Genomic DNA, 22,331 nt, shown 5'->3' with positions numbered 1-22,331 from the left:
GCTATGTGGCTTAACTGTGATTCACGTGAAATTCATTCGTTCTGATCATGATCAGAATGTCTGAGGCACGTATTACTTCTGTCCCGATTCTGTGACACTACCCGGACGAACCTCCTGCCTCAGCCGATCCCCCGGCGCTTGAGGATCGCCTCGATGTCCGAGAAGTCGTCGTCGGCCGCGGGCTTCGCCGGCGGCCGCCCCTCCGGCTGTCCCGCCGGCCGGCCCTGCCCCGACGGGCGCGTCGGCAGCGGCTGGGTGGGCGCGGCGGGCGCGCCCGCCTGCACCGCGGGAGCGCCCCGGGCCGGCACCGCGGGAGCCGCGGGAGCCGTAGGAGCCTCGGTACGGCCGGCCCGCGCCGCGGCCAGGCGGCGTCCCCGCATGAAGCCCGAGACCGCGAAGAGCAGCGCCGAGACCCCGGCGACCGCGACCCCGGCCCAGACCGTCGGGTTGAGCACCAGGCCCGTGACGAACCCGGTGACCGCCGTGCCGATCTGCCAGAGCGTCGGCAGCGCGCCGGTCAGGTAGGCGGCGACCGGGAGCAGGGACCAGGCCAGGGCCCGCAGGCCCGCCGCCGCCCCCCTGCGGCGCAGCAGCAGGAAGCTCAGCACCAGCCCCACGCCGGTCAGCCCGGCGCAGACGGCCAGCCACGGAATCTGCTCGTATGTCATGGCGGATCGCCCCCTCGCGTCTCGTGTACCCGCTTCCCATCCTGGCACTCGGACCGGGGACCGTTCCTCCTTCGGAGGGAGGGATCGTCCCCTAGGGGTCGGAGGCGCGCGCTCTCAGGGGACGCGTGGACCCCGGGAGCCGCGGATCCCGGGAGCGGGCGGCCCGGCGGGCGGGCGGCGTCCGCCGGGCCTACTCCGCGGGGCCGGCGGCCAGCGCCCGCAGCGCCGCCAGGTCGACCTCGCGCAGGGAGGACACGACGAGACGGCCGGGAGCGTGCGGGATCGGCAGCACGCTCGGCACCGCCACCACCCGGCAGCCCGCGGCGGTGGCCGCCGTCACCCCGTTCGGGGAGTCCTCCAGCGCGACGCAGCGGGCCGGGTCCGCGCCGAGCGCGCGGGCGGCCGTCAGGTAGGGCTCGGGGTCCGGCTTGGTCCGCGCCACGTCGTCACCGGTCACCACGTGGTCGAAGTGGTGCCCGCCGATGCGCTCCAGGCAGGCCTGTGCGATCGGCCGGGCCGAGGAGGTCACCAGGGCCGCGGGCAGGCCCGCCCGCCGTACGGCCGCCAGCAGCTCGGCGGCGCCCGGCATCATCTCCACGTCCCCGGCGAGCCGGCGGACCATGCCCTCCAGCATCCAGGCCGCCACGTCGGCGGGGTCGGCCTGCGAGCCGGAGACCCGGAGCATGTAGGCGACGGTGGACGGCATGGAGCCGCCCACCAGATGCTCCTGGTCGGCGGGGCCCCAGTGGCCGCCCAGCCGTTCCATCACCTCGGTCTCGACCTGGAACCAGATCTTCTCGCTGTCGACGAGGAGCCCGTCCATGTCGAAGAGAACCGCGTCCACGCCCCCTGGCGCCCCTTCTCGTGTCAGACGTCGGAGTACCCGGACGTCCCTCGGACGTCGAATGCTCAGACGTTGAAGTACTTGGCCTCTGGGTGGTGGACGACCAGCGCCGACGTCGACTGCTCGGGGTGGAGCTGGAACTCCTCCGAGAGCTTCACGCCGATCCGCGTGGGGTCGAGCAGCTCCGTCAGCTGGACCTGGTCCTCCAGGTTGGGGCAGGCAGGGTAGCCGAAGGAGTAGCGGCAGCCGGTGATGTTGACCTTGAGCATGTCCTCCAGCGACTCGTCGCCGCCGATCCCCATCTCCGCGCGGACCCGGGCGTGCCAGTACTCGGCGAGCGCCTCGGTGAGCTGGACCGACAGGCCGTGCAGCTCCAGATAGTCGCGGTAGGCGTCCTTGGCGAACATCTCCGCGGTGGCCTCGGAGATCCGGTTGCCCATCGTGACGATCTGGAAGGCGACCACGTCGGTCTCGCCGGAGTCCTTCGAGCGGAAGAAGTCGGACAGGCACAGGTGCCGGTCGCGGCGCTGGCGCGGGAAGGTGAACCGGGTGCGCTCGCTCCCGGCCTCGTCCAGGATGATCAGGTCGTCGCCGTCGCTGACGCACGGGAAGTAGCCGTAGGCGACCGCCGCCTCCAGGAGGTTCTCGGTCTGCAGCCGCTCCAGCCACATCCGCAGCCGGGGCCTGCCCTCGGTCTCCACCAGCTCCTCGTAGGAGGGGCCCTCCCCGCCCCGGGCGGGCTTGAGGCCCCACTGGCCCATGAACAGGGCCCGCTCGTCGACGAACGCCGCGTAGTCGGCGAGCGGGACGCCCTTGACGACGCGGTCACCGAGGAACGGCGCCGTGGGGACCGGGTTGTCGGCGGCCACGTCGGAGCGGGCGGGCAGTTCCTCGACCGGGGTGCGGCTGAGGGTCGCGCCGGTCCTGACCCGGCGCTCGCGCAGCGGCGGCAGGCTCGCCCCCTCCTCCCCGCGCTTGACCGCCATGAAGGCGTCCATCAGGCGCAGTCCCTCGAAGGCGTCGCGGGCGTAGCGGACCTCGCCCTCGAACAGCTCGGCGAGGTCCTGCTCGACGTAGGCGCGGGTGAGCGCGGCGCCGCCGAGCAGCACGGGGTACCGGCCGGAGATGCCCCGGGAGTTCATCTCCTCGAGGTTCTCCTTCATCACCACCGTGGACTTCACCAGCAGGCCGGACATGCCGATGACGTCGGCCTTGCTGTCCTCGGCGGCCTCCAGGATCGCCGAGACCGGCTGCTTGATGCCGAGGTTGACGACCTCGTAGCCGTTGTTGGACAGGATGATGTCCACGAGGTTCTTGCCGATGTCGTGCACGTCGCCCTTGACGGTCGCCAGCACGATGCGGCCCTTGGTCTCGCCCTCGACCCGCTCCATGTGCGGCTCCAGGTAGGCCACGGCGCTCTTCATGACCTCGGCCGACTGGAGCACGAACGGCAGCTGCATCTGCCCGGAGCCGAACAGGTCTCCGACGGTCTTCATGCCGTCCAGCAGCACGTCGTTGACGATCTCCAGGGCCGGGCGCTGGGCGAGCGCCTCGTCCAGGTCGGCCTCCAGGCCCTTCTTCTCGCCGTCGATGATGCGCCGCTTGAGGCGCTCCCAGAGCGGGAGCGCGGCCAGCTCCTCGGCCCGGGAGGCGGCGCCGGCCGCGCTGTCGACGCCCTCGAACAGCTCCATGAAGCGCTGCAGCGGGTCGTAGCCCTCGCGGCGCCGGTCGTAGACCATGTCGAGCGCGACCTGGCGCTGCTCGTCGGGGATGCGCGCCATCGGCAGGATCTTGGAGGCGTGCGCGATCGCCGAGTCCAAGCCGGCGTTGACGCACTCGTTGAGGAAGACCGAGTTGAGCACCACGCGGGCGGCCGGGTTGAGGCCGAAGGAGATGTTGGACAGCCCCAGCGTGGTCTGCACGCCCGGGTAGCGCCGCTTGATCTCACGGATGGCCTCGACGGTCTCCAGGCCGTCGCGCCGGGTCTCCTCCTGTCCGGTGGCGATCGGGAAGGTCAGGCAGTCGACGACGATGTCCTCGACCCGCATGCCCCAGTTGCCCGTCAGGTCCTCGATGAGGCGGGTCGCGATGCGCACCTTGTGCTCGGCGGTGCGGGCCTGGCCCTCCTCGTCGATGGTCAGGGCGACCACGGCGGCGCCGTGCTCGCGGACCAGCCGCATGATCCGGGTGAAGCGGGAGTCCGGGCCGTCGCCGTCCTCGTAGTTGACCGAGTTGACGATCGCGCGCCCGCCGAGCGCCTCCAGCCCGGCCTCGATCACGGCGGGCTCGGTGGAGTCGATCATGATCGGGAGCGTGGAGGCGGTGGCGAAGCGGAAGGCCAGCTCCCGCATGTCCTGCGTGCCGTCCCGGCCGACGTAGTCGACGCACAGGTCGAGCATGTGCGCGCCGTCGCGGGCCTGGGCCCGGGCGATCTCGACGCACTCCTCCCAGTTGCCGGCGAGCATCGCCTCACGGAACGCCTTGGAGCCGTTGGCGTTGGTCCGCTCGCCGATCGCCAGGTAGGAGGTGTCCTGCCGGAAGGGCACGTGCTGGTAGAGCGAGGAGGCGCCGGCCTCGGGGCGCGGGCGGCGGGCGGCGGTCTCGCGGCCGCGGACCCGCTCGACGACCTTGCGCAGGTGCTCGGGCGTGGTGCCGCAGCAGCCGCCGACGATCGACAGGCCGTAGGAGCGGGTGAAGGTGTCGTGCGCGTCGGCCAGCTCGTCCGCGCTGAGCGGGTAGTAGGCGCCGTCGGAGGTCAGCACGGGCAGCCCGGCGTTGGGCATGCACGACAGGCGGACCCGCGAGTGGCGGGCCAGGTAGCGCAGGTGCTCGCTCATCTCGGCGGGGCCGGTGGCGCAGTTGAGCCCGATGACGTCGACGCCGAGCGGCTCGATCGCGGTGAGCGCCGCGCCGATCTCCGAGCCGAGCAGCATCGCGCCGTTGGTCTCGATGGTGACCTGGGCGATGATCGGCACGTCCCGGCCGGCGTCGGCGATGGCCCGCTTCGCCCCGACCACCGCGGCCTTGACCTGGAGCAGGTCCTGGCAGGTCTCGATGATCAGCGCGTCCGCCCCGCCGGAGATCAGCCCGGCGGCGTTGTCGTAGTAGGCGTCGCGCAGCTCGCCGTACGGCTTGTGCCCGAGGGTGGGCAGCTTGGTGCCCGGGCCGATGGAGCCGAGCACGAAGCGGGGGTGGTCCGGGGTGGACCAGTGGTCGGCGGCCTCGCGGGCGACGCGGGCGCCGGCCTCGGAGTAGGCGAAGACGCGGTCGGCGATGTCGTACTCGCCCAGCGCGGCGAGGTTGGCGCCGAAGGTGTTGGTCTCCACGCAGTCGACGCCGACGGCGAAGTAGGCGTCGTGCACGGCCCGGACGATGTCGGGGCGGGTGACGTTGAGGACCTCGTTGCAGCCCTCGTGCCCCTCGAAGTCGTCGAGCGTGACGTCGTGGGCCTGGAGCATCGTCCCCATGGCCCCGTCGGCGACCATAACGCGCTCGGCCAGGACGTCACGGAAAGACGGTGCGTTTGTCATAGGCGGAAGCTTACTGGGAAGGCCGCGGGCGCTATCGTTCACAGTGGCAATTGAACTTCGGGTCCAATTACCTTCGCCCCTGTGAGGTGCCCCATGGCCTACCGCACGATCGTCGTCGGCACCGACGGCTCCCCCTCCTCCTTCCGCGCGGTGACCGCGGCGGGCGCCCTCGCCGGGGCCACCGGCGCCACCCTGCTGCTGGCCTGCGCCTACCTCCCCATGCGCGGGCGCGAGCGCAGCGCGGCCGCCGACGCGCTCGGCGAGCTGTCCTACAAGGTGACCGGCTCCACGCCCGCCGACGACGCGCTGCGCGCCGCGCGCGAGCACGCCGTCGCCGCGGGCGCCACCGAGGTCGAGCTGGTCGCCGAGGAGGGCGAGGCGGTCGACGTCCTGGTCTCCCTGGCCGAACGGCGCCGTGCCGACCTGCTGGTCGTCGGCAACCGGGGGCTCAACAGCCTCGCCGGCCGGCTGCTCGGCTCGGTCCCGTCGAGCGTCTCGCACCGGGCGGACTGCGACGTGCTGATCGTCCACACCACCTCCGGGAGGTGACGCGGAGCCGCCCGTAGCGCATAGGCTTAGCCGGAAGGCACGCCAGGCGTGAGAGGGAGGGGCGGCGCGTGATCGAATTCGAGGGTCTGCCCGAGCTCGTCGATCCGGTGCTGATCGCCGCGTTCGAGGGGTGGAACGACGCGGGCGAGGCCTCGAGCGGAGTGATCACGCACCTCGAGACCGCCTGGAAGGCCACCGAGCTGATCTCCCTCGACTCCGAGGACTACTACGACTTCCAGGTCACGCGGCCGATCGTCGAGATGGGCGAGGGGCTGACCCGGTCGATCACCTGGCCGAGCACGAAGCTCTCCGTGGCCCGGCCGCCGGGCGCCTCCCGCGACGTGGTCCTGCTGCGCGGCATCGAGCCCAACATGCGCTGGCGCTCGTTCTGCGAGGAGATCATCGGCGTCTGCCGGGAGCTGGGCGTGGAGCTGGCGGTGCTGCTCGGCGCGCTGCTCAACGACTCCCCGCACACCCGCCCGGTGCCGATCGTCGGCTCGGCGACCGACGAGGGCCTGGCCCGGGCGATCAACCTGGAGCTGAGCCGCTACGAGGGCCCGACCGGCATCGTCGGCGTGCTCCAGCACGCCTTCGGCACCGCGGGCCTGCCCGCGGTCTCGCTGTGGGCCTCGGTCCCGCACTACGTCGCCCAGCCGCCCAACCCCAAGGCGACCCTGGCGCTGCTGCGCCGGATGGAGGACCTGCTCGACATCCCGATGCCGCCGGGCGAGCTGGCCGAGGAGGCCAGGGCCTGGGAGCACGGGGTGGACGAGCTCGCCTCCCAGGACACCGAGGTCGCCGAGTACGTCCGCGAGCTGGAGGAGCGCAAGGACGCCTCCGAGCTCCCCGAGGCCAGCGGCGACGCCATCGCCGCGGAGTTCGAGCGCTACCTGCGCCGGCGGGACCGCGACACGGACGGCTGAGCCGTTCCTCCGGGTTCCCGGCCATCGTTCCCGCGGACTTCCCGGCCGTCGCGCGGGGCGGCCGTGAGCCCCCTCACGCCGCTCCGCAGCGGCGGCACCCGCCCCGCCTGCGCAGGTGGTACCCCAGCGTGGCGGCACCGAGCGCGACGGCCCACACGGGCCAATACGCCATCGGGTCGGGCAGCCAGGCGGCCGGGTCGCCCCAGTCCGTGATGCGCACCATCATGGCGCCGGCCGACGCCAGCACGGCCGTGGCCAGCGAGGCGGAGACGACGGGAACGGCCGCGGGCACCCGCCTGCCGGCCAGGCCCACCACCCAGCGCGGCCAGACCTCCCCCCAGCGCTGCGTCAGCCCGAGTGAGAGGATCCCGCCGAGCGTCGCCAGCGTCGCCAGCGCCGCTCCTCCCCAGACCAGCCCGCTGCGGTGGAGCTCCTCGAGTTCCCGTCCGGAGATCAGCAGCGGGATCCCCAGCGCCCACGCCCATCGCACCGCGGCGTACAGCAGCGGCACGGCGAAGGCGGCGTACGCCGCCCGGCGGCCCCACCGCGCCGCCGCGGCGGGACGCGCCCACCCGGCGGCCCGTCCGTCGATGCGGCCGCAGCTTCCGCAGGCGCCGCGGGTACGCCGCTGGAAGGCCAGTGCCGCCGCCGCCCACAGCAGTCCGCCGGCCAGGCAGATCAGCATGTTCACCACCGGCCAGGGCAACGCGACCGCGAAGTAGTCCACGCCGGGCCAGTCCCAGGACGCCCCGATGAGGGCGATCGGCGCGTAGGCCAGCGCCAGCAGGACCCGCCCGTCGGGGATGAGCGCGACGAGAGTGAGGGTGGACGCCCACGCGGGGACGAGCACCGCGGCGCGGGAGACGCCGCGCGGCCGCGCCCGAACGAGGACGAGCGCCAGCAGCGCGCCCGCGGCCCCGAGCACCGCGATGACGGGAGCGGTCCCCGCCGCCGTCGCCGAGCCGAGGAGTGATTCGGCGCGCGCGTCCGGGACGTCGCCCTCGCCGAAGGGGAAGCCCGATCCGCCGAGCGACCACCACAGCCCGAGCCCGCCGTACCCGAGCGACCACAGGCCCGCCGCGGGCGCCGCCCACCGGATCCAGCGCGCCGCCGCCCGGCCGGCCGTCGTGCCCGTCGCGTCCGTCACACCTGTCGTGTCCGTCGTGTCCGTCGTGGCCATCGCGCCTGCCGTGTCCGTCGCGCCTGCCGTGCCCGTTGTATCCGTCGTGCCTGTCGCGTCTGTCGCGTCCGTTGCGTCCGTTGCGTCCATGCCGTCCAGCCTGCGCCGGGACCGGGCACGCGGCCCATCCGCCGTTCGGCGGATCCGGTGCGCCCGCCGCCTCCGCTGATCGGCCGTTCGGCGGATCCGCCCGCCGGTGATCCCCTTTAGGGTCGGTCCCATGGATGTGATGGCGGCTCTCGCGGCTCTCGCGGCGCTGGCCGCGCTGGGCTGCGCCTTCGTGCCGAGGGTGTCCGCCGCCCTGGCGGCGGGGGCGGCCGGCGCCGTCTCGCTCGCGGTCACCGCCGCCCATCCCCTGCTGGGGCGGCGGGAGGCCTCCGTGCCGTGGATGCTGGCCGAGGTGCTCGCCCTGCTCGTACTGGTCGTGCTGGCGGCCCGGTACGCGCCGGGCCGCCGCGTTGTGGCGGCGGCAGGACTGCCGGGAGCCGCGGTCGCCCTGACGCTCCTGCGTGTCCTGTGGCCGGGCGAGCCGTCGCTCATGGCCGCCGGATGCGCGGGCTGGTCCCTGCCGGCCGTCGCGGCCGCGGCGATGGGCCTGTACGCGCGTTCGCTGGACGCGGCCCGCCGTCGCGCGGTGGCCGGGGCCAGGCGGGCGCAGCGCCTGGCGATCGCCCGCGACCTGCACGACTACGTCGCCCACGACGTCAACGGGATGCTCGTGCAGGCCCAGGCCGCCCGCTCGGTGCCCGGCCCGCTGCCCCCCGCGGTGGCGGACGCGCTGCGGCGAATCGAGGAGGCCGGCCTGCGGGCGCTGACGTCCATGGACAGGATGGTGGAGATGCTCCATGAGCGGCCGGGCGGCGGCCACGACCGTCACCTGCCGGGCGTCGAAGCCCTGGAGGGGCTGGTCGACGGGTTCTCCCCGCCGGTGAGGCTCACGGTCGCCGCCGGTCTCGGCCTGTCCCGCGAGGCGTCCGCCACGGTCTACCGCGTGGTGAGCGAGGCGCTGACCAACGTGCGCCGGCACGCCGGGGAGGCGGGCCGCGTCGAGGTCGAGGTCGGCGCGCAGGGGTCATCGGTGCGGGTGCGGATCTCCGACGACGGGGGCGGACGCTCCGGGGCCGCCTCCGCCGGCGGTCCCGGAGCGTCCGCCGGCAGAGGAGGGTTCGGGCTGGCCGGTCTCACCGAGCGGGTCGGCATGCTGGGCGGCTCGCTGTCGGCGGGTCCCACCCGGAACGGCTGGCACGTCACCGCCGTGCTGCCCGCACGGGCCCTGCCGCCCGCGGAGGCGACGGCATGACGGCGCCGGGCCCCGTCCTCCCCCGGAGCGGTACGGGCGGACCGGTCCCGGCCGGCGCGGAGACGGCATGACCACGCGGATCCTCATCGCCGACGACCAGGAGGACGTGCGGATCGGCTTCCGGCTCATCCTCGACTCCCAGCCCGACATGACCGTCGTGGCCGAGGCCGCCGACGGGCGCAGCGCGCTCGAGCAGGCCCGCCACCTGCGCCCCGACGTGGTGCTCGCCGACATCCGCATGCCGCGCCTGGACGGGCTGGAGGTCACCAGGCTGCTGGCGCCCGAGACGCGGGTGATCGTGGTGACCACCTTCGACCTGGACGAATACGTCCATGCGGCGCTGCGCAACGGCGCCTGCGGGTTCCTGCTGAAACGGTCGGGGCCGGCGCTGCTCGTCGAGGCGGTCCGGGCGGCCATGGCCGGTGACACGCTGATCAGCCCGCAGGTCACCGTCCGCCTCCTGCGCCGCCTGGGCGTCCCCGCGGAGCCTGGACGGCCGCCCGCCGAGCCGCTGACGGACCGGGAGCTGGAGATCGCCCGGCTCGTGGCGCACGGGAGGACGAACGCCGGCATCGCCGCCGAACTGATGATCAGTCCCGGTACGGTCAAGACGCACATCGCCAACATCCAGCGCAAGACCCGCGCGGCCAACCGCGTCGGCATCGCGGCCTGGGCCTGGAGCGGCGGCCACATGGGCGGGCCGACCGGGTGAGCCGGAGGACACGCGGCACCCCGTTATCAACATTTACCCCAGTTTTTGCCACTTCCGGGTGATAATCAGTGCTCACCGGATTCCGGCCGGAACGCACCCGGCCGGGGTCGCGAGTCCGCAACGATTGCACCACCAGGAGAAACACGGCTCGGCAAACCCCGCCGACGGCGCCACCCCCAGACCGAAACCCTGTCCATGTGACTGCGCACGTTAGGGCAACCATGGCGACTCCCCAGCTCGACCCGTACCAGCGAGAACTCGACCCGCACCGGAGAGCACAGGACACACGCCGCAGCGTTCTCGAGATGGCCGTGCTCATGAAACGCCAGGACGGCGAGGAGGGCGGGCTCCCGGCGGCGCTGCGGGGGCCGGCCGCCTCCGGGCCCGCGGTCGACCTCTTCCTCGCCCTGCTGCAGGACAGGCTCCCCGTCTGGCTGAAGATCCTCGACGACCTGATGCACCTCGTCGGCAAGGGGACCGTCGCCGACAACCTGCTGCCCATCGCCCGGGCGGGCATCGACTACTACGCGGAGGTCCAGTCCGCGGCGCTGCCCGCCTTCACCTCCCCGGCGGTCACCGTCAGGTTCCGCGAGGCCGTGAAGGACAGCCTGCTCGGCCCGACCCCGGAGGTCGGCCCCCTGGCCGGCTACCTCGCGGCCGAACAGAGCCGGGGCCGCGTGGCCGCCCGGGTGGACCCGTCCGCCAGCGCCCGCCTCCTGCTCGCCGGATGCTTCCGGCACGCCTACTACGAGCTCCTCGTCGGCGCCGGGTCCGTCCCCTCGCGCGACGACAGCGCAGAGGAGATCATCCGGGAGCTGAGGCTGGAGCCCCACGCCGCCTGATCGAAACGCCGCCAGACCAGCTCGGCCAGGTCGGGGTCCACGCCCAGGGGGGCGCTGACCAGGTCGGCGCCCGAGCCCTCCATCCTCCCCTGGAAGAACCCCGGGGCCAGCAGATAGGAGGCCAGCGCGATCCGGGGCGCCGGAGTGGCCCGCAGCGCCCGGATCGCCCCCGCCACCGGCGGGCTGCCCGCCGAGGCGAACGCGGCCGTCACCGGGCGGGAGAGCCGCGCCGCCAGCAGCCTGGCCGCCGCCCGCACGTCGTCCAGCGCCGCGGGGTCGGAGGAGCCGGCCGCGCCCAGGACCACCGCGTCGGTGTGCCGCAGGCCCGCGGCGGCCAGCCTCCGGGCGAGCACCGCGGTCAGCAGCGGGTGCGGCCCGAGCGGGGGCGCCACCGTCGCGTCCGGCCGCGCGGCGGCGACCACGGCCGGCAGGTCGAGGTGGACGTGGTAGCCGCCGGCCAGCAGCAGGGGGACCACCACCGCGGGACCGGGCAGCGCGGGCAGCACGTCGGCCAGCAGGGGCGAGCTGATCTCCAAGTAGGCCAGTTCCACCCGCCGCCCGGGGCGGGCCCGCCGTACCGCGTCCCGCAGGCCGGCGAGCGTCTCCTCCCCCGCGGCGCTGCGCGTGCCGTGCGCGGCCAGGACGAGCGTCGTCACGCGACCTCGCCGCGTTCGCAGGCCAGGCGGTAGCCGCGCTTGACCACCGTCTCGACGATCCCCGCCGGGCCGAGGGCCCGGCGGAGCCGGGTGATCGCCATCTCGACGGCGTGCTCGGCCGAGTCGCGGGACGGGCCGCCGGGCAGGACGGTCCGCAGCTCCGCGCGGGCCACCACGTGGCCGGGCTTGTCCGCCAGGCGCTTGAGCACCGCCATCGGGGCCGGCGGCAGCGGCTTGAGCTCGCCGTCCACCACGACGGCGTGGCCGCGGATCTCCAGGGTGTGCCCGCCCGCGACCAGCCGGGTGACGCTGTGGGCGGGCAGGTGCCGGGCGAGGGTGCGGGCTAGCGCGCCGAGCCGGGAGCGCTCGGGCTGCACCACGGGCACCCCGCGCGCCGTCAGCGGCGCCGCGGTGACCGGGCCCACGCAGGCGGCGACGACCGGCCCGGCGAAGGCCGCCAGCAGCGCCTCCTCCAGCCCGTCGGCGCGGGCCGCGCCCAGCATCGCCAGCACCGCGGGCGCGCTGGTGAAGGCGACCGCGTCCACCGCTCCGGAGACCGTCTGGCTGATCAGCCGGCGCAGCGGCGAGGGGTCCCGGTAGGGCAGCCACCGGTAGACCGGCACCTCGATGACCTCGGCTCCCGCCTCGCGCAGCGCGGTCACGAAGCCGGTCAGCGGCTCCCCGTGCAGCTGCACGACGATCCGGCGCCCGCGCAGGTCCTGGGCGAGCAGGTACTGCTTGACCTCCTCGCACGACTCGGTGGCCGGCGTCCAGTGGTCGTTCAGGCCCGCCGCGCGGACCGCGCCGCGGGCCTTCGGCCCCCGGGTGAGCAGGCGGGCCCCGGTCAGGTGCGCCGCCAGCTCGCCCGACAGGCCCCATCCCTCCGCCGCGGCCGTCCACCCGCGGAAGCCCACCCCCGTGGTGATCACCACGTCGTCGACCGGCCCCGCCAGGACCTCCCTGGTCGCCGTCAACAGGTCCGCGTCCTCGGCCAGGGGCACCAGCCGGATCGCCGGGGCCTGCACCACCCGCGCGCCCCGCCGCTCCAGCAGCGCGGAGAACTCCTCGCGCCGCCGGGTCGCGGTCACCCCGATGGTGAAGCCGGCCAGCGCGTCCGGCTCGGTCTCCGGGGAGGTCTCCGGGGGCACGGACGGGGCCGGGGACGCCGGCATGCTCAAGGGACTCTCACTTCCACCGCGCCGCCGCCGCGGCGGACCGGATAGGTCGGTACGGCCACCGCCGGATCGTCCAGGCAGACCCCGGTCACCAGCGAGAAGACCTGCTTGTGCATGGGGGAGGCCACGGTCGGCTCCGGGCCGCGGGTGCCGACGATGCCGCGGGACAGGACGCAGGCCCCGCTGAACGGGTCGTGGTTGCCGATCGCGTACAGGGCGCCGTCGAAGGTGCGGAACACCGCGACCTGGTGCCCGTCCACCAGGACGCAGACGCCCTCCTCGGGCATCAGGTCGGTGTAGGAGCAGACGGCGGTCCAGCCGCCGGTCTCCGTGCCCGTGGCCGGGCCCTCACGCAGGATGGTCATCGGGAAACCCCTCCTTTTCCGGTCGGTGCGAGGTCGGTGCGAGATCAGTGCGAGGTCGGTGCGAGGTCGGTGCGAGGTCGGTGGGGCGGGTCAGGAGCGGACCGCCTCCAGCGGGATCAGGACCGGCTTGACCTGGTCGCGCTCGGTCTCGAAGGCGATCGACGGGTCCGGGGTGCCGGGCGCGTTGACGAAGGAGACGAAGCGCCGCAGCCGGTCGGGGTCCTCCAGGACGGCGCGCCACTCGTCGGCGTAGCCGGCGACGTGCCGCTCCATCTGCGCCTCCAGCTCGGCGCAGATGCCCAGCGAGTCCTCCAGGACGACCTGCTTGACGTAGTCGAGGCCCTGGTTCTCCAGCCAGACCGAGGTGCGCTGGAGCCGGTCGGCGGTGCGGATGTAGAACATCAGGAACCGGTCGATGACGCGGATCAGCTCGTCGGTGGACAGGTCGGAGGCGAACAGGTCCGCGTGCCGGGGGGTGAAGCCGCCGTTGCCGCCGACGTAGAGGTTCCAGCCCTGCTCCGTGGCGATGACGCCGAAGTCCTTGCCGCGGGCCTCGGCGCACTCGCGGGCGCACCCGGAGACGGCCGACTTCAGCTTGTGCGGCGAGCGCAGGCCCCGGTAGCGCAGCTCCAGCGCGATGGCCAGGCCCACCGAGTCCTGCACGCCGTACCGGCACCAGGTGGAGCCGACGCAGGACTTGACCGTGCGCAGCGCCTTGCCGTACGCGTGGCCGGACTCGAAGCCGGCGTCGACCAGGCGCTTCCAGATCAGCGGGAGCTGCTCGACGCGCGCGCCGAACAGGTCGATGCGCTGCCCGCCGGTGATCTTCGTGTAGAGGCCGAAGTCGCGGGCGACCTCGCCGATCACGATGAGCTTGTCGGGGGTGATCTCCCCGCCGGGGATGCGCGGCACCACCGAGTAGGTGCCGTTGCGCTGGATGTTGGCCAGGTAGCGGTCGTTGGTGTCCTGCAGCGCGGCCTGCTCGCCGTCGAGGATGTGGCCGGTGCCGAGCGAGGCCAGGATGGAGGCGACGACGGGCTTGCAGATGTCGCAGCCGCGCCCGGTGCCGTGCTCGGCGATCAGCTGGGAGAACGTCGTGATGCCGCGGACCCGGACGATGTCGAACAGCTCGGCCCGGCTGTGCGCGAAGTGCTCGCACAGGGCCTTGGAGACCTCGACGCCCGACTTGACGAGGATCTGCTTGAGCATCGGCACGCAGCTGCCGCAGGTGGTGCCGGCGCGGGTGCAGGCCTTGATCTCCGCGACGTCGGTCAGGCCCTTGTCGGCGATGGCGGTGCAGATCTCGCCGTGGGTGACGTTGTTGCAGGAGCAGACCTGCGCGTCGTCGGGCAGGTCCATGTTCGCCGGGCCGCCGGTGAACAGCAGCTCGCCCGGGGCGGCCGGCAGCTCGCGGCCGACGAAGGGCTTGAGCGTGTTGTACGGCGCGGCGTCGCCGACGCAGATGCCGCCCAGCAGGGTGCGGGCGTCGTCGCTGACGAACAGCTTCTGGTAGACGCCGGTGACCGGGTCCATGAAGGTCACGTCGAGCGCGCCGTCCATCGCGCCGAACTGGGCGACCTCCACGCCGAGCAGCTTGAGCTTGGTGGACAGGTCGGCGCGGGTGAAGACCGCCTCGCCGCCCATGATGCGGTCGGCGGCCACCTCGGCCATGGTGAAGCACGGGCCGACGAGGCCGTAGACCACGCCGTCGTGCAGGGCGCACTCGCCGACGGCGTAGATCGCCGGGTCGCTGGTGCGCATGCCGTCGTCGACCGCGACGCCGCCGCGCTCGCCGACCGCGAGGCCACTGGCGCGGGCCAGCTCGTCACGGGGACGCACGCCCGCGGAGAAGACCACGACCTGCGCCTCGATCGTCTCGCCGTCCGGCTTGACGAGGCCGGCGACGCGGCCGTCCGGGCCGGCGGCGATCTCGGCGGCCCCGGCCCCGGTGTGCACGTGCAGGCCCAGCGCCTCGATGTGGCCGCGCAGCACCGATCCGCCGCCCTCGTCGACCTGGCGGGGCATGAGCCAGCCGCCCATCTCCACCACGTGGGTGTCCAGGCCCAGTCCGCGCAGCGCGTCGGCGGCCTCCAGGCCGAGCAGCCCGCCGCCGATCACCACGCCGGCCGCGGCGCCCCGCGAGGCCTCGCGGATCGCGTCCAGGTCGTCGAGGGTGCGGTAGACGAAGCAGCCGTCCAGCTCCCGGCCCGGCACCGGCGGCACGAACGGGCTGGAGCCGGTGGCGAGCACGAGCACGTCGTACGGCTCGGCGTGCCCGTCGGCCGTCGTCACCGTCCGGCGCTCCCGGTCGATCGCGGTGACCGCGGAGCCGAGCCGGAGCACGACGCCCTCGGGCACCGGGTAGGTGAGGTCCTCGGCGCTCTTGCCCGCCAGGTAGGAGGTGAGCGCCACCCGGTCGTAGGCGGGCCGGGGCTCCTCCCCCAGGATCGTGATCCGCCCGTCGAACCCGCGATCGGTCAGCGTCTCGACCAGCCGGTACGCCGTCGGCCCGTGCCCCACCACGACAAGCCTTCTCATGCTCTCCTCCGCCCCCGCGGCCCTTCCCGCGGCCGTGCCGTCCCTGTTCACCGCACCGTCCGCCACGCCGCCCGCCGCGCCGTCCAGCGCACCGTCCGCCGTGCCGCCCGGCGCCCTGCCCGGCGCGCCGCCCGCCGCCCCGCTCACGCCGAGACCCCTTCCTGCTCGCACAGCCAGCCGACGATGCCCTCGACCGCGTCGCGGCAGCCGCCGCAGCCGGTCGTGGCCCGCGTGGCGGCCGCCACGGCCTCCACGTCCCGGGCGCCGGACTCCCAGCACGCCCGGATCTGGCCCTTCGTCACGTTGTTGCACTGGCAGACCTTCGCCGCGTCCGGCATCCGGACCGGGCTGTCGGCCACCGGCGCGGCGGCCAGGCCCGGGAAGAGCAGGCCGGCCCGGTCACCGGGCACCGGCGCCCCCCGGTCGAACAGCTGGGTGAGGGTGCCCACCGCGGCCGTCTCGCCGAGCAGGATCGCCCCGACGAGGCGGCCGTCGCGGATGACGAGCTTGCGGTAGGTGCCGCGGGCCCGGTGGCTGAACCGGACCACCTCGGCGTCGTCCTCCGTCAGATGGGTCTCGCCCATCGCGGCCAGTTCGACGCTGGCGGCCTTCAGCCGGGTCACCAGCCGCGACCCGCGGTAGCGGGCGGTCTTGTCGGCGCCGGTGACCAGGTCGGCGACCACGGCCGCCTGCTCCCAGGCCGGGGCGACCAGCCCGTAGACCGTGCCCCGGTGCTGGGCGCACTCGCCGATCGCGAAGACCGCCGGATCGTCGGTGCGCATCTCGTCGTCCACGACGACGCCGCGCTCCACCTCCAGGCCGGCCGCGGCGGCCAGGCCCGTCACCGGGCGGACCCCGCAGGCGAGCACCACCAGGTCGCCGTCGATCTCCTCGCCGCCGGCCAGCCGTACGCCGTGCTCGCCGATCTCCTCGACCACGACGCCGGTGCGGGTGCGCACGCCCAGATCCGTCAGGGTCTCGGCGAGCACCAGCCCCGCCTCGGGGTCGAGCTGGCGCTCCATCAGGTGCCCGGCCAGGTGGAGGAGGGTCACCGGCAGGCCGCGCCCGGCCAGCCCGCGGGCCGCCTCGACGCCGAGCAGCCCGCCGCCGACCACCACCGCGCCGCGCGCCGTCCGCGCCGCGGCGAGGATCGCCTGGCAGTCGTCCAGCGTGCGGAACGTGACGGCCCGCTCCGCGCCGGGCACCGGCGGCACCACGGCCTCGCTCCCGGTCGCCAGCACGAGCACGTCGTACGGCTCGCGCCCGCCGTCGGCGGTGACCACGGCCTGCGTCTCCCGGTCGATCGCGGTGACCGTGACGCCCGGCATGGCCGTCACCCCGTGGTCGGCGTACCAGGCGGGGTCCAGCAGCCGGACCTGGTCCGGGACCATGCTCCCGGCCACCACGTTCGACAGCAGCACCCGGTTGTACGGCTGCCAGCTCTCGGCGCCGAAGACGGTCACCTTCATGTCCTTGTCACGGGCGCGGACCTCGCTCACCAGGCGGGCGCCCGCCATCCCGTTGCCCACAACCACCAGCCGGGTCATCCGACACGCTCCAGTCTCACGGCGCACACCTTGAACTCCGGCATCCGGGACACCGGGTCGAGTGCGGGGTTGGTCAGCAGGTTGGCTCCGGCCCAGTGGAACGGCATGAACACCGTGTCGGCCCGGATCGCCGGGTTCACCCGGGCCACGCCCTCGGTCTCGCCCCGGCGGCTGACCACTCTCAGCCGCTGCCCGGCCGACACGCCGAGGCGCTCGGCCAGGTCGGGGTGGACCTCCACGAACGCCTCGGAGACGACCGCGTTGAGGGCGGCGATCCGGCGGGTCTGGGCGCCGCTCTGGTAGTGGGCCAGCACCCGGCCGGTCGTCAGGTACAGCGGGTAGTCGGCGTCGGCGTCCTCCTCCGGCGGGCGGTGCTCGACCGGTACGAAGTTGGCGCGCCCGTCGGGGGTGGCGAAGCCGTCCAGGAAGGGGCGGGGCGTGCCGGGGTGGCCGGTGCCCGGGCAGGGCCAGAAGACGCCCGTCTCGGCGGCGATCCGCTCGTAGGTGATGCCGGAGTAGTCGGCGGTCCCGCCGGCGCTGGCGCGGCGGAGCTCGTCGAAGACCGCGCGCGCCTCCGCGGGGAAGCCGCCGGCCCCCCTCGGCCCGCCGGTCCCGTCGCCCAGCCGTACGGCCAGGCCCTGGATGATCTCCAGGTCGGTGCGGACCCCCGGCGGCGGGTCCAGCGCCCGGCGGCGGAGCAGGACCCGGCCCTCCAGGTTGGTCATGGTGCCCTCCTCCTCGGCCCACTGCGCGGTGGGGAGGACGACGTCGGCCAGGGCGGCGGTCTCCGACAGCACGAGGTCGGAGACCACCAGCAGGTCCAGGGAGCGCAGCCGGTCGGTGACGTGCCCGGCGCGCGGGGCGGAGACCACCGGGTTGGAGCCGAACAGCAGCAGAGCGCGCGGCCCGGACGGCGTGCCGAGGGCGTCGAGCAGCTCGTAGGCCGAGCGCCCGGGGCCCGGGATCTCGGCGGGGTCGATCCCCCAGACCTTCGCGACGTGCTCGCGCGCGGCCGGGTCGTCGATCTTCCGGTAGCCGGGGAGCTGGTCGGCCTTCTGGCCGTGCTCGCGGCCGCCCTGCCCGTTGCCCTGGCCGGTCACGCAGCCGTAGCCGGAGCCCGGCCGGCCGGGCAGTCCCAGCGCCAGGGCCAGGTTGATGAAGGCGGTCACCGTGTCGGTGCCCTTGGCGTGCTGCTCGGCGCCGCGCCCGGTGAGGATCACCGCCCGGTCCGCCGCGCCGAGGATCTCCACGGCCAGGCGCATCTGCGCGACCGGCACGCCGGTGACGCGCTCGACCCGCTCGGGCCACCAGGCCGCCACCGAGGTGGCGACCGCCTCGAAGCCGTTGGTCCGCCCGGCCACGTAGGCGGCGTCCACGTGGCCCTCGGCGACCGCCAGGTGGAGCAGGCCGAGGGCGAGCGCCAGGTCCGTGCCCGGGGTGGGCTGCAGGTGGAGGTCGGCCAGGCGGGCGGTGGCGGTGAGGCGGGGGTCGACGACGACCAGCCGGCCACCCCGCCGGCGCATCTCGGTCAGGTGGCGGACGAACGGCGGCATGGTCTCGGCCATGTTGCCTCCCGCCAGCAGCACCGCTCCGGCCTCGGCCAGGTCGGTGATCGGGAAGGGCAGCCCGCGGTCCAGGCCGAAGGCTCGGTTCGACGCCGCGGCCGCCGACGACATGCAGAACCGGCCGTTGTAGTCGATCTGGCTCGTCCCCAGCACCACCCGGGCGAACTTGCCCAGCAGGTAGGCCTTCTCGTTGGTGAGGCCACCCCCGCCGAACACGGCCACGCCGTCGGGGCCGTGCTCTGCCTGCAGCGCGCGGATCCGGTCCGCGACGAAGTCCAGCGCCTCGTCCCAGCCGACCGGCTCGCCGTGCAGGAGCGGGGTGGTGAGCCGCGCGCCGCCGGTCAGGAGCTCCCCGGCGGTCCAGCCCTTCTGGCAGAGTCCCCCGGAGTTGGCCGGGACGTCCAGCCGCGGGGTGATCTCCACCGCACCGGTCCCGCCGGTCCCGGCGGCGACGTTCATGCCGCACTGCAGGGCGCAGTAGGGGCAGTGGGTCGCCGCGGGGGCCTTCACAGGCTCCCGGGCGGGAAGTGAGATCGGCATGGGTCCGATGGTGCTTTCAGGCGGTTTCACCGCTGGGTCCCTCCTGTTACCGCTGTGCTACAAGCCGCTAACCGCGTTCACGTTCGCCTCCACCCGGGTGTGAGCCCCCGGCGGGGCGGACGGCCCGGCCGTCTCAGACGCGGGCGGCCGCCAGGCTCGGCGCCGATCCGGCGGTCCGCAGGTAGCAGGCCCACGTCACGACCGCGCAGAGCGCGTAGAAGCCGGCGAAGGCGGCCAGCGCGGCGCCCGCGCCGCCGGTCGCGGCGATGGAGCTGCCGAAGCCGCGGTTGATGAAGAAGCCGCCGAAGGCGCCGACGGCGGAGATGATCCCGATCGCGGCCGAGGCGTCGCGCTTGCCGGTGGCGAGCGCGGCCTCGTAGGCGGGCGTGCCGGCCGGGACCCCGGCGGTGGCCTTGGCCCGGAAGATCGCCGGGATCATCCGGTAGGTGGAGCCGTTGCCGATGCCCGTGGTGGCGATCAGGAGCATGTAGGCGCCGAAGAACAGGGCGAAGGAGTGCTGGGCGAGCCCCTGCCAGACCAGCGCCACCGCGCCGGCCATCGCGCCGAAGTTGACGAGCGTCACCCGGGCGCCGCCGATCCTGTCCGCGAGCCAGCCGCCGGCCGGGCGGATCAGCGAGCCCAACAGCGGGCCGAGGAAGGCCAGCGAGACCAGGGAGGCCGACTCGGGGAACTGGCTGTTGATCAGCAGGGGGAAGGCGGTGGAGTAGCCGATGAAGGAGCCGAAGGTGCCGATGTAGAGGACCGACATGATCCACGTCTGGGCCCGCCCGGCGATCTTCAGCTGCTCCTTCGGGTCGGCCTTGGCCGTGGTCAGGTTGTCCATGAAGAAGAACGCGCCCAGGGCGGCGGCCAGGATGAACGGGATCCAGAACAGCCCGGCGGCGGCCAGCCCGAAGGCGCCGATGATCAGCGGCATGACGAGCTGGACGGAGCTGACGCCGATGTTGCCGCCCGCGGCGTTGAGGCCGAGCGCCGCGCCCTGCTTGCTCTGCGGGTAGAAGTAGGTGATGTTGGCCATGCTGGAGGCGAAGTTCCCGCCGCCCAGGCCGGCGGTGGCCGCGATCGCCAGGAAGACCCAGTACGGCGTGGCGGGGTCGCTCACCGCGACGGCCAGCAGCACCGCCGGGACGAGCAGGAGCAGGGCGCTGGCCACCGTGAAGTTCCGGCCGCCGAACCTCGCCGGCCCGAAGGTGTAGGGGATGCGCAGCGCCGAGCCGACGAGGTTCGGCACGGACACGATCCAGAAGAGCTGGTCGGTGGAGAACTCGTAGTCGCCGAGTTTGACGGCCACGATGCTCCAGACCGTCCAGAGCGTGAAGCCGAGGTGCTCGGCGAAGATGGAGAAGACCAGGTTCCTCCGGGCGACCTTCCTCCCGCCGCCCTCCCAGAAGGCGGCGTCGTCGGGCCGCCAGTCGGTGATCCAGCGCTGGGCCGTCATTCTTCCTCCTGCTGCGGTTCTCGGGGGGTCCGGTACCGAAAGCTAGGAGGAGGGCGTTACGCACATTCACGTTCTGTGATGGTGCACCGGTTACGTGTGTCTAACCGCTGAAATACGCGATGCACACGCCGCACGTCCGCAACATGGAGGAAACATGACCGGATTCCCGGTTGGGATTGGGCTTCCCCGACGTGGGGAATCGTTACGCCTGTCAGGATCCGCCCACTTCGGGGAGTGCGCGTGGCCGTCCAGCCGATCCGTCCGCTCAACGACCCCGTGCTACGGACCGTGGCCGAGCCGGTCGCCGCCTTCGACCGCGAGCTGCGCGGCCTGGTCAAGTCCCTCCGGGCCACCCTGCGCGCGGGCGCGGGCCGCGCCGGGCTGGCCGCCCCGCAGATCGGCGTCCCCCTCCGGGTGCTCGTCTACGAGCTCGACGGCAGGGCGGGCCATCTCGTCAACCCGCGGCTGGAGCCGTCCGAGCGGAAGATCACCGCCGACGAGGCCTGCCTGTCCGCCCCGGGCCTCTGGTGGCCACTGGAGCGCTCCTACATGGTCACCGCCCGGGGACGCGACATGTACGGCGGGCCCGTCACCGTCCGCGCGATCGGCATGCTCGCCCGCGTCCTGCAGCACGAGGCCGACCACCTCGACGGCGTGCTGCTCCCCGACCGCCTCCCCGGCCCGGAACGGGAGCGTTTCTTGAGAAGCGTCCCGTCCTGACCTCCGGGACACGGCCGGACGTCGGTGCGGACGCCGCCGGAACCTCGCGGACATTCTCGCGACAGGACATTCATCAGCCCGTTATCGGGAATTTATTTGTAAATGATATGATGTAAGAAATGGCGCGTTCTCGCATTTAGCATTGTCGTTCCCCGCACTCAGGAAGGAACGACGTCTCATGCACGGAGAACAGCCGAGCCAGACCGCGATGATGGCTGCGGCCGCCCGCGCGGCCCACCTCGTGGTGGACCGTGAGCCCTTCATCTTCCGCGACACCGTGGCCGCGGCCCTGCTCGGCGAGCGCGCCGAGGAGCTCATCGGCTACCACCGGGCCTACGGTGACCATCTCATCCTGGCGGGCACCCGCGCCCAGGTGACGGCACGCAGCCACTACACCGAACGCCGCCTGGCCGAACTGGCCCGGAACGGCCTGGAGCAGTACGTGGTCCTCGGCGCGGGTCTCGACACCTTCGCCCACCGCCCGGAGCCGGCCGCCCCGGTCAGGGTCTTCGAGGTGGACCACCCCGCCACGCAGCGGTGGAAGCGCGGCCTGCTCGCGGCCGCGGGCATCGCCCGCCCGGACGGGCCGGTCCTCGTGCCCGCGGACCTCGAGACCGACGACCTGCCGGCCCGCCTGGCCGCCGCGGGGTTCGACCCGTCCAGACCGGCCCTGGTGAGCTGGCTCGGGGTGTCCATGTACCTCACACGGGAGGCGGTCGACGCCGTCCTCGCCGCCGTCGGCCGCCTGGCCCCCGGCACGGAGCTGGTCATGGAGTACGCCCTGCCGCCCGGCCTCCGGGACGAGCAGGGCGACGCCTACGCGGGCTTCGCCCTGCCCGCCGCCGCCGAGCGCGGCGAGCCCTGGCTGACCTTCTTCACCCCCGGCGAGCTGTCGGACGCGCTGGAGCGGCACGGTCTCGAGACGGCCGGGCACGTGCGGCAGGCGGACTGCGTCGACCCCTCGCTGTGGCGCCGCTCCGACGTGCTGCGCCCCGCGGACCTGTGCCGCCTGGTCCGCGCGGCCGTGCCCGTCCGCTGAGGCCCGACGCAGTCCGCTGAGGCCCGGAGCCGTCCGCTGAGGCCCGGAGCCGTCCGCTGAGGCGGAGCGGTCAGAGCGTGACGCCGAGCAGCGCGTCCACGACGTCCCGGACGAGGGCGGGCGCCTGTGGATCGGTGCCGCCCTCGGAGAGCGCCCGCTCGGCCCAGGCGTCGACGACC

Annotated in this window: 18 protein-coding genes; 7 read left to right on the top strand and 11 right to left on the bottom strand. The window is 73.9% G+C overall.

The genetic code is table 11. The features are described from left to right. Positions 1 to 119: 119 nt before the first annotated feature. The 3 genes from ACFOWE_RS27795 to metH form a co-directional block, all read right to left on the bottom strand. Positions 120 to 668, bottom strand: a complete 549-nt coding sequence (locus tag ACFOWE_RS27795; protein ID WP_377292923.1) for a cellulose synthase — start codon at positions 666 to 668, stop codon at positions 120 to 122. Between the two features lie 190 nt (positions 669 to 858). Further along, positions 859 to 1,512 carry an HAD family hydrolase gene (locus tag ACFOWE_RS27790; RefSeq protein WP_377292921.1) on the bottom strand — a complete coding sequence of 218 codons (654 nt, stop codon included), beginning with the start codon at positions 1,510 to 1,512 and terminating at the stop codon, positions 859 to 861. 65 nt (positions 1,513 to 1,577) lie between these two features. Further along, the gene (gene metH / locus ACFOWE_RS27785; RefSeq protein ID WP_377292919.1) at positions 1,578 to 5,042 is read right to left on the bottom strand and encodes a methionine synthase; all 3,465 of its coding nucleotides are present in this window, start codon (positions 5,040 to 5,042) and stop codon (positions 1,578 to 1,580) included. A gap of 93 nt (positions 5,043 to 5,135) precedes the next feature. On the opposite strand from metH, the gene ACFOWE_RS27780 reads away from it, so the two are divergent. Both ACFOWE_RS27780 and ACFOWE_RS27775 read left to right on the top strand, forming a co-directional pair. After that, entirely contained in the window at positions 5,136 to 5,591 is a 456-nt protein-coding gene (locus ACFOWE_RS27780) for a universal stress protein (protein ID WP_377292917.1), read from the top strand. Between the two features lie 68 nt (positions 5,592 to 5,659). Then, the gene (locus ACFOWE_RS27775) at positions 5,660 to 6,514 is read left to right on the top strand and encodes a PAC2 family protein (RefSeq protein WP_377292916.1); all 855 of its coding nucleotides are present in this window, start codon (positions 5,660 to 5,662) and stop codon (positions 6,512 to 6,514) included. A gap of 73 nt (positions 6,515 to 6,587) precedes the next feature. On the opposite strand, the gene ACFOWE_RS27770 is transcribed toward ACFOWE_RS27775, so the two are convergent. Continuing rightward, a complete protein-coding gene (locus tag ACFOWE_RS27770) occupies positions 6,588 to 7,694 on the bottom strand; it encodes a hypothetical protein (protein ID WP_377292915.1) in 1,107 nt (368 codons plus the stop codon). A gap of 220 nt (positions 7,695 to 7,914) precedes the next feature. Between ACFOWE_RS27770 and ACFOWE_RS27765 the strand changes: the two genes are divergently transcribed. The 3 genes from ACFOWE_RS27765 (at position 7,915) to ACFOWE_RS27755 (ending at position 10,548) form a co-directional block, all read left to right on the top strand. Continuing rightward, positions 7,915 to 8,994, top strand: coding sequence for a sensor histidine kinase (locus ACFOWE_RS27765; protein ID WP_377292914.1), 1,080 nt, complete (start codon positions 7,915 to 7,917; stop codon positions 8,992 to 8,994). A gap of 67 nt (positions 8,995 to 9,061) precedes the next feature. After that, the gene (locus ACFOWE_RS27760) at positions 9,062 to 9,706 is read left to right on the top strand and encodes a response regulator (protein WP_377292912.1); all 645 of its coding nucleotides are present in this window, start codon (positions 9,062 to 9,064) and stop codon (positions 9,704 to 9,706) included. 221 nt (positions 9,707 to 9,927) lie between these two features. Then, complete coding sequence (locus ACFOWE_RS27755; RefSeq protein WP_377292910.1) at positions 9,928 to 10,548, top strand: hypothetical protein; 621 nt, start codon at positions 9,928 to 9,930, stop codon at positions 10,546 to 10,548. Here the strand turns inward: ACFOWE_RS27755 and ACFOWE_RS27750 are convergent. The 7 genes from ACFOWE_RS27750 to ACFOWE_RS27720 all read right to left on the bottom strand — a co-directional run bounded on the left by ACFOWE_RS27750 (position 10,452) and on the right by ACFOWE_RS27720 (position 20,393). Beyond that, positions 10,452 to 11,204, bottom strand: a complete 753-nt coding sequence (locus ACFOWE_RS27750) for a sirohydrochlorin chelatase (RefSeq protein WP_377292908.1) — start codon at positions 11,202 to 11,204, stop codon at positions 10,452 to 10,454. The two genes, ACFOWE_RS27755 and ACFOWE_RS27750, sit on opposite strands and share 97 nt — an antisense overlap. Continuing rightward, the gene (locus ACFOWE_RS27745) at positions 11,201 to 12,376 is read right to left on the bottom strand and encodes a uroporphyrinogen-III synthase (RefSeq protein WP_377293175.1); all 1,176 of its coding nucleotides are present in this window, start codon (positions 12,374 to 12,376) and stop codon (positions 11,201 to 11,203) included. Before ACFOWE_RS27745 ends, ACFOWE_RS27750 begins: the two co-directional genes overlap by 4 nt. 2 nt (positions 12,377 to 12,378) lie before the next feature. Continuing rightward, on the bottom strand, positions 12,379 to 12,744 hold the full coding sequence (nirD, locus tag ACFOWE_RS27740; RefSeq protein WP_377292906.1) for a nitrite reductase small subunit NirD: 366 nt from the start codon (positions 12,742 to 12,744) through the stop codon (positions 12,379 to 12,381). Between the two features lie 90 nt (positions 12,745 to 12,834). Beyond that, entirely contained in the window at positions 12,835 to 15,282 is a 2,448-nt protein-coding gene (nirB, locus tag ACFOWE_RS27735; protein WP_377293173.1) for a nitrite reductase large subunit NirB, read from the bottom strand. Between the two features lie 143 nt (positions 15,283 to 15,425). After that, positions 15,426 to 16,829, bottom strand: a complete 1,404-nt coding sequence (locus tag ACFOWE_RS27730; protein WP_377292904.1) for an FAD-dependent oxidoreductase — start codon at positions 16,827 to 16,829, stop codon at positions 15,426 to 15,428. Further along, positions 16,826 to 18,934: a molybdopterin oxidoreductase family protein gene (locus ACFOWE_RS27725; protein WP_377292902.1), complete on the bottom strand. Its 2,109-nt coding sequence runs from the start codon at positions 18,932 to 18,934 to the stop codon at positions 16,826 to 16,828. The genes ACFOWE_RS27730 and ACFOWE_RS27725 overlap by 4 nt, the downstream gene beginning before the upstream one ends. A 133-nt stretch (positions 18,935 to 19,067) precedes the next feature. Further along, positions 19,068 to 20,393, bottom strand: a complete 1,326-nt coding sequence (locus ACFOWE_RS27720) for an MFS transporter (RefSeq protein ID WP_377292900.1) — start codon at positions 20,391 to 20,393, stop codon at positions 19,068 to 19,070. Between the two features lie 240 nt (positions 20,394 to 20,633). Here ACFOWE_RS27720 and ACFOWE_RS27715 point away from each other — a divergent pair, with 240 nt between their 5' ends. Both ACFOWE_RS27715 and ACFOWE_RS27710 read left to right on the top strand, forming a co-directional pair. Next, the gene (locus ACFOWE_RS27715; RefSeq protein ID WP_377292898.1) at positions 20,634 to 21,113 is read left to right on the top strand and encodes a peptide deformylase; all 480 of its coding nucleotides are present in this window, start codon (positions 20,634 to 20,636) and stop codon (positions 21,111 to 21,113) included. A 178-nt stretch (positions 21,114 to 21,291) separates the two neighbouring features. Then, a complete protein-coding gene (locus tag ACFOWE_RS27710) occupies positions 21,292 to 22,152 on the top strand; it encodes a class I SAM-dependent methyltransferase (RefSeq protein ID WP_377292896.1) in 861 nt (286 codons plus the stop codon). Positions 22,153 to 22,331: the final 179 nt, after the last annotated feature.

Origin of the sequence: Planomonospora corallina, from assembly GCF_042650625.1 — a bacterium.
Classification (GTDB): domain Bacteria; phylum Actinomycetota; class Actinomycetes; order Streptosporangiales; family Streptosporangiaceae; genus Planomonospora_B; species Planomonospora_B corallina.
Note: the sequence above shows the minus strand (reverse complement) of the source record. Positions and strands in the feature narration are given on the sequence as shown.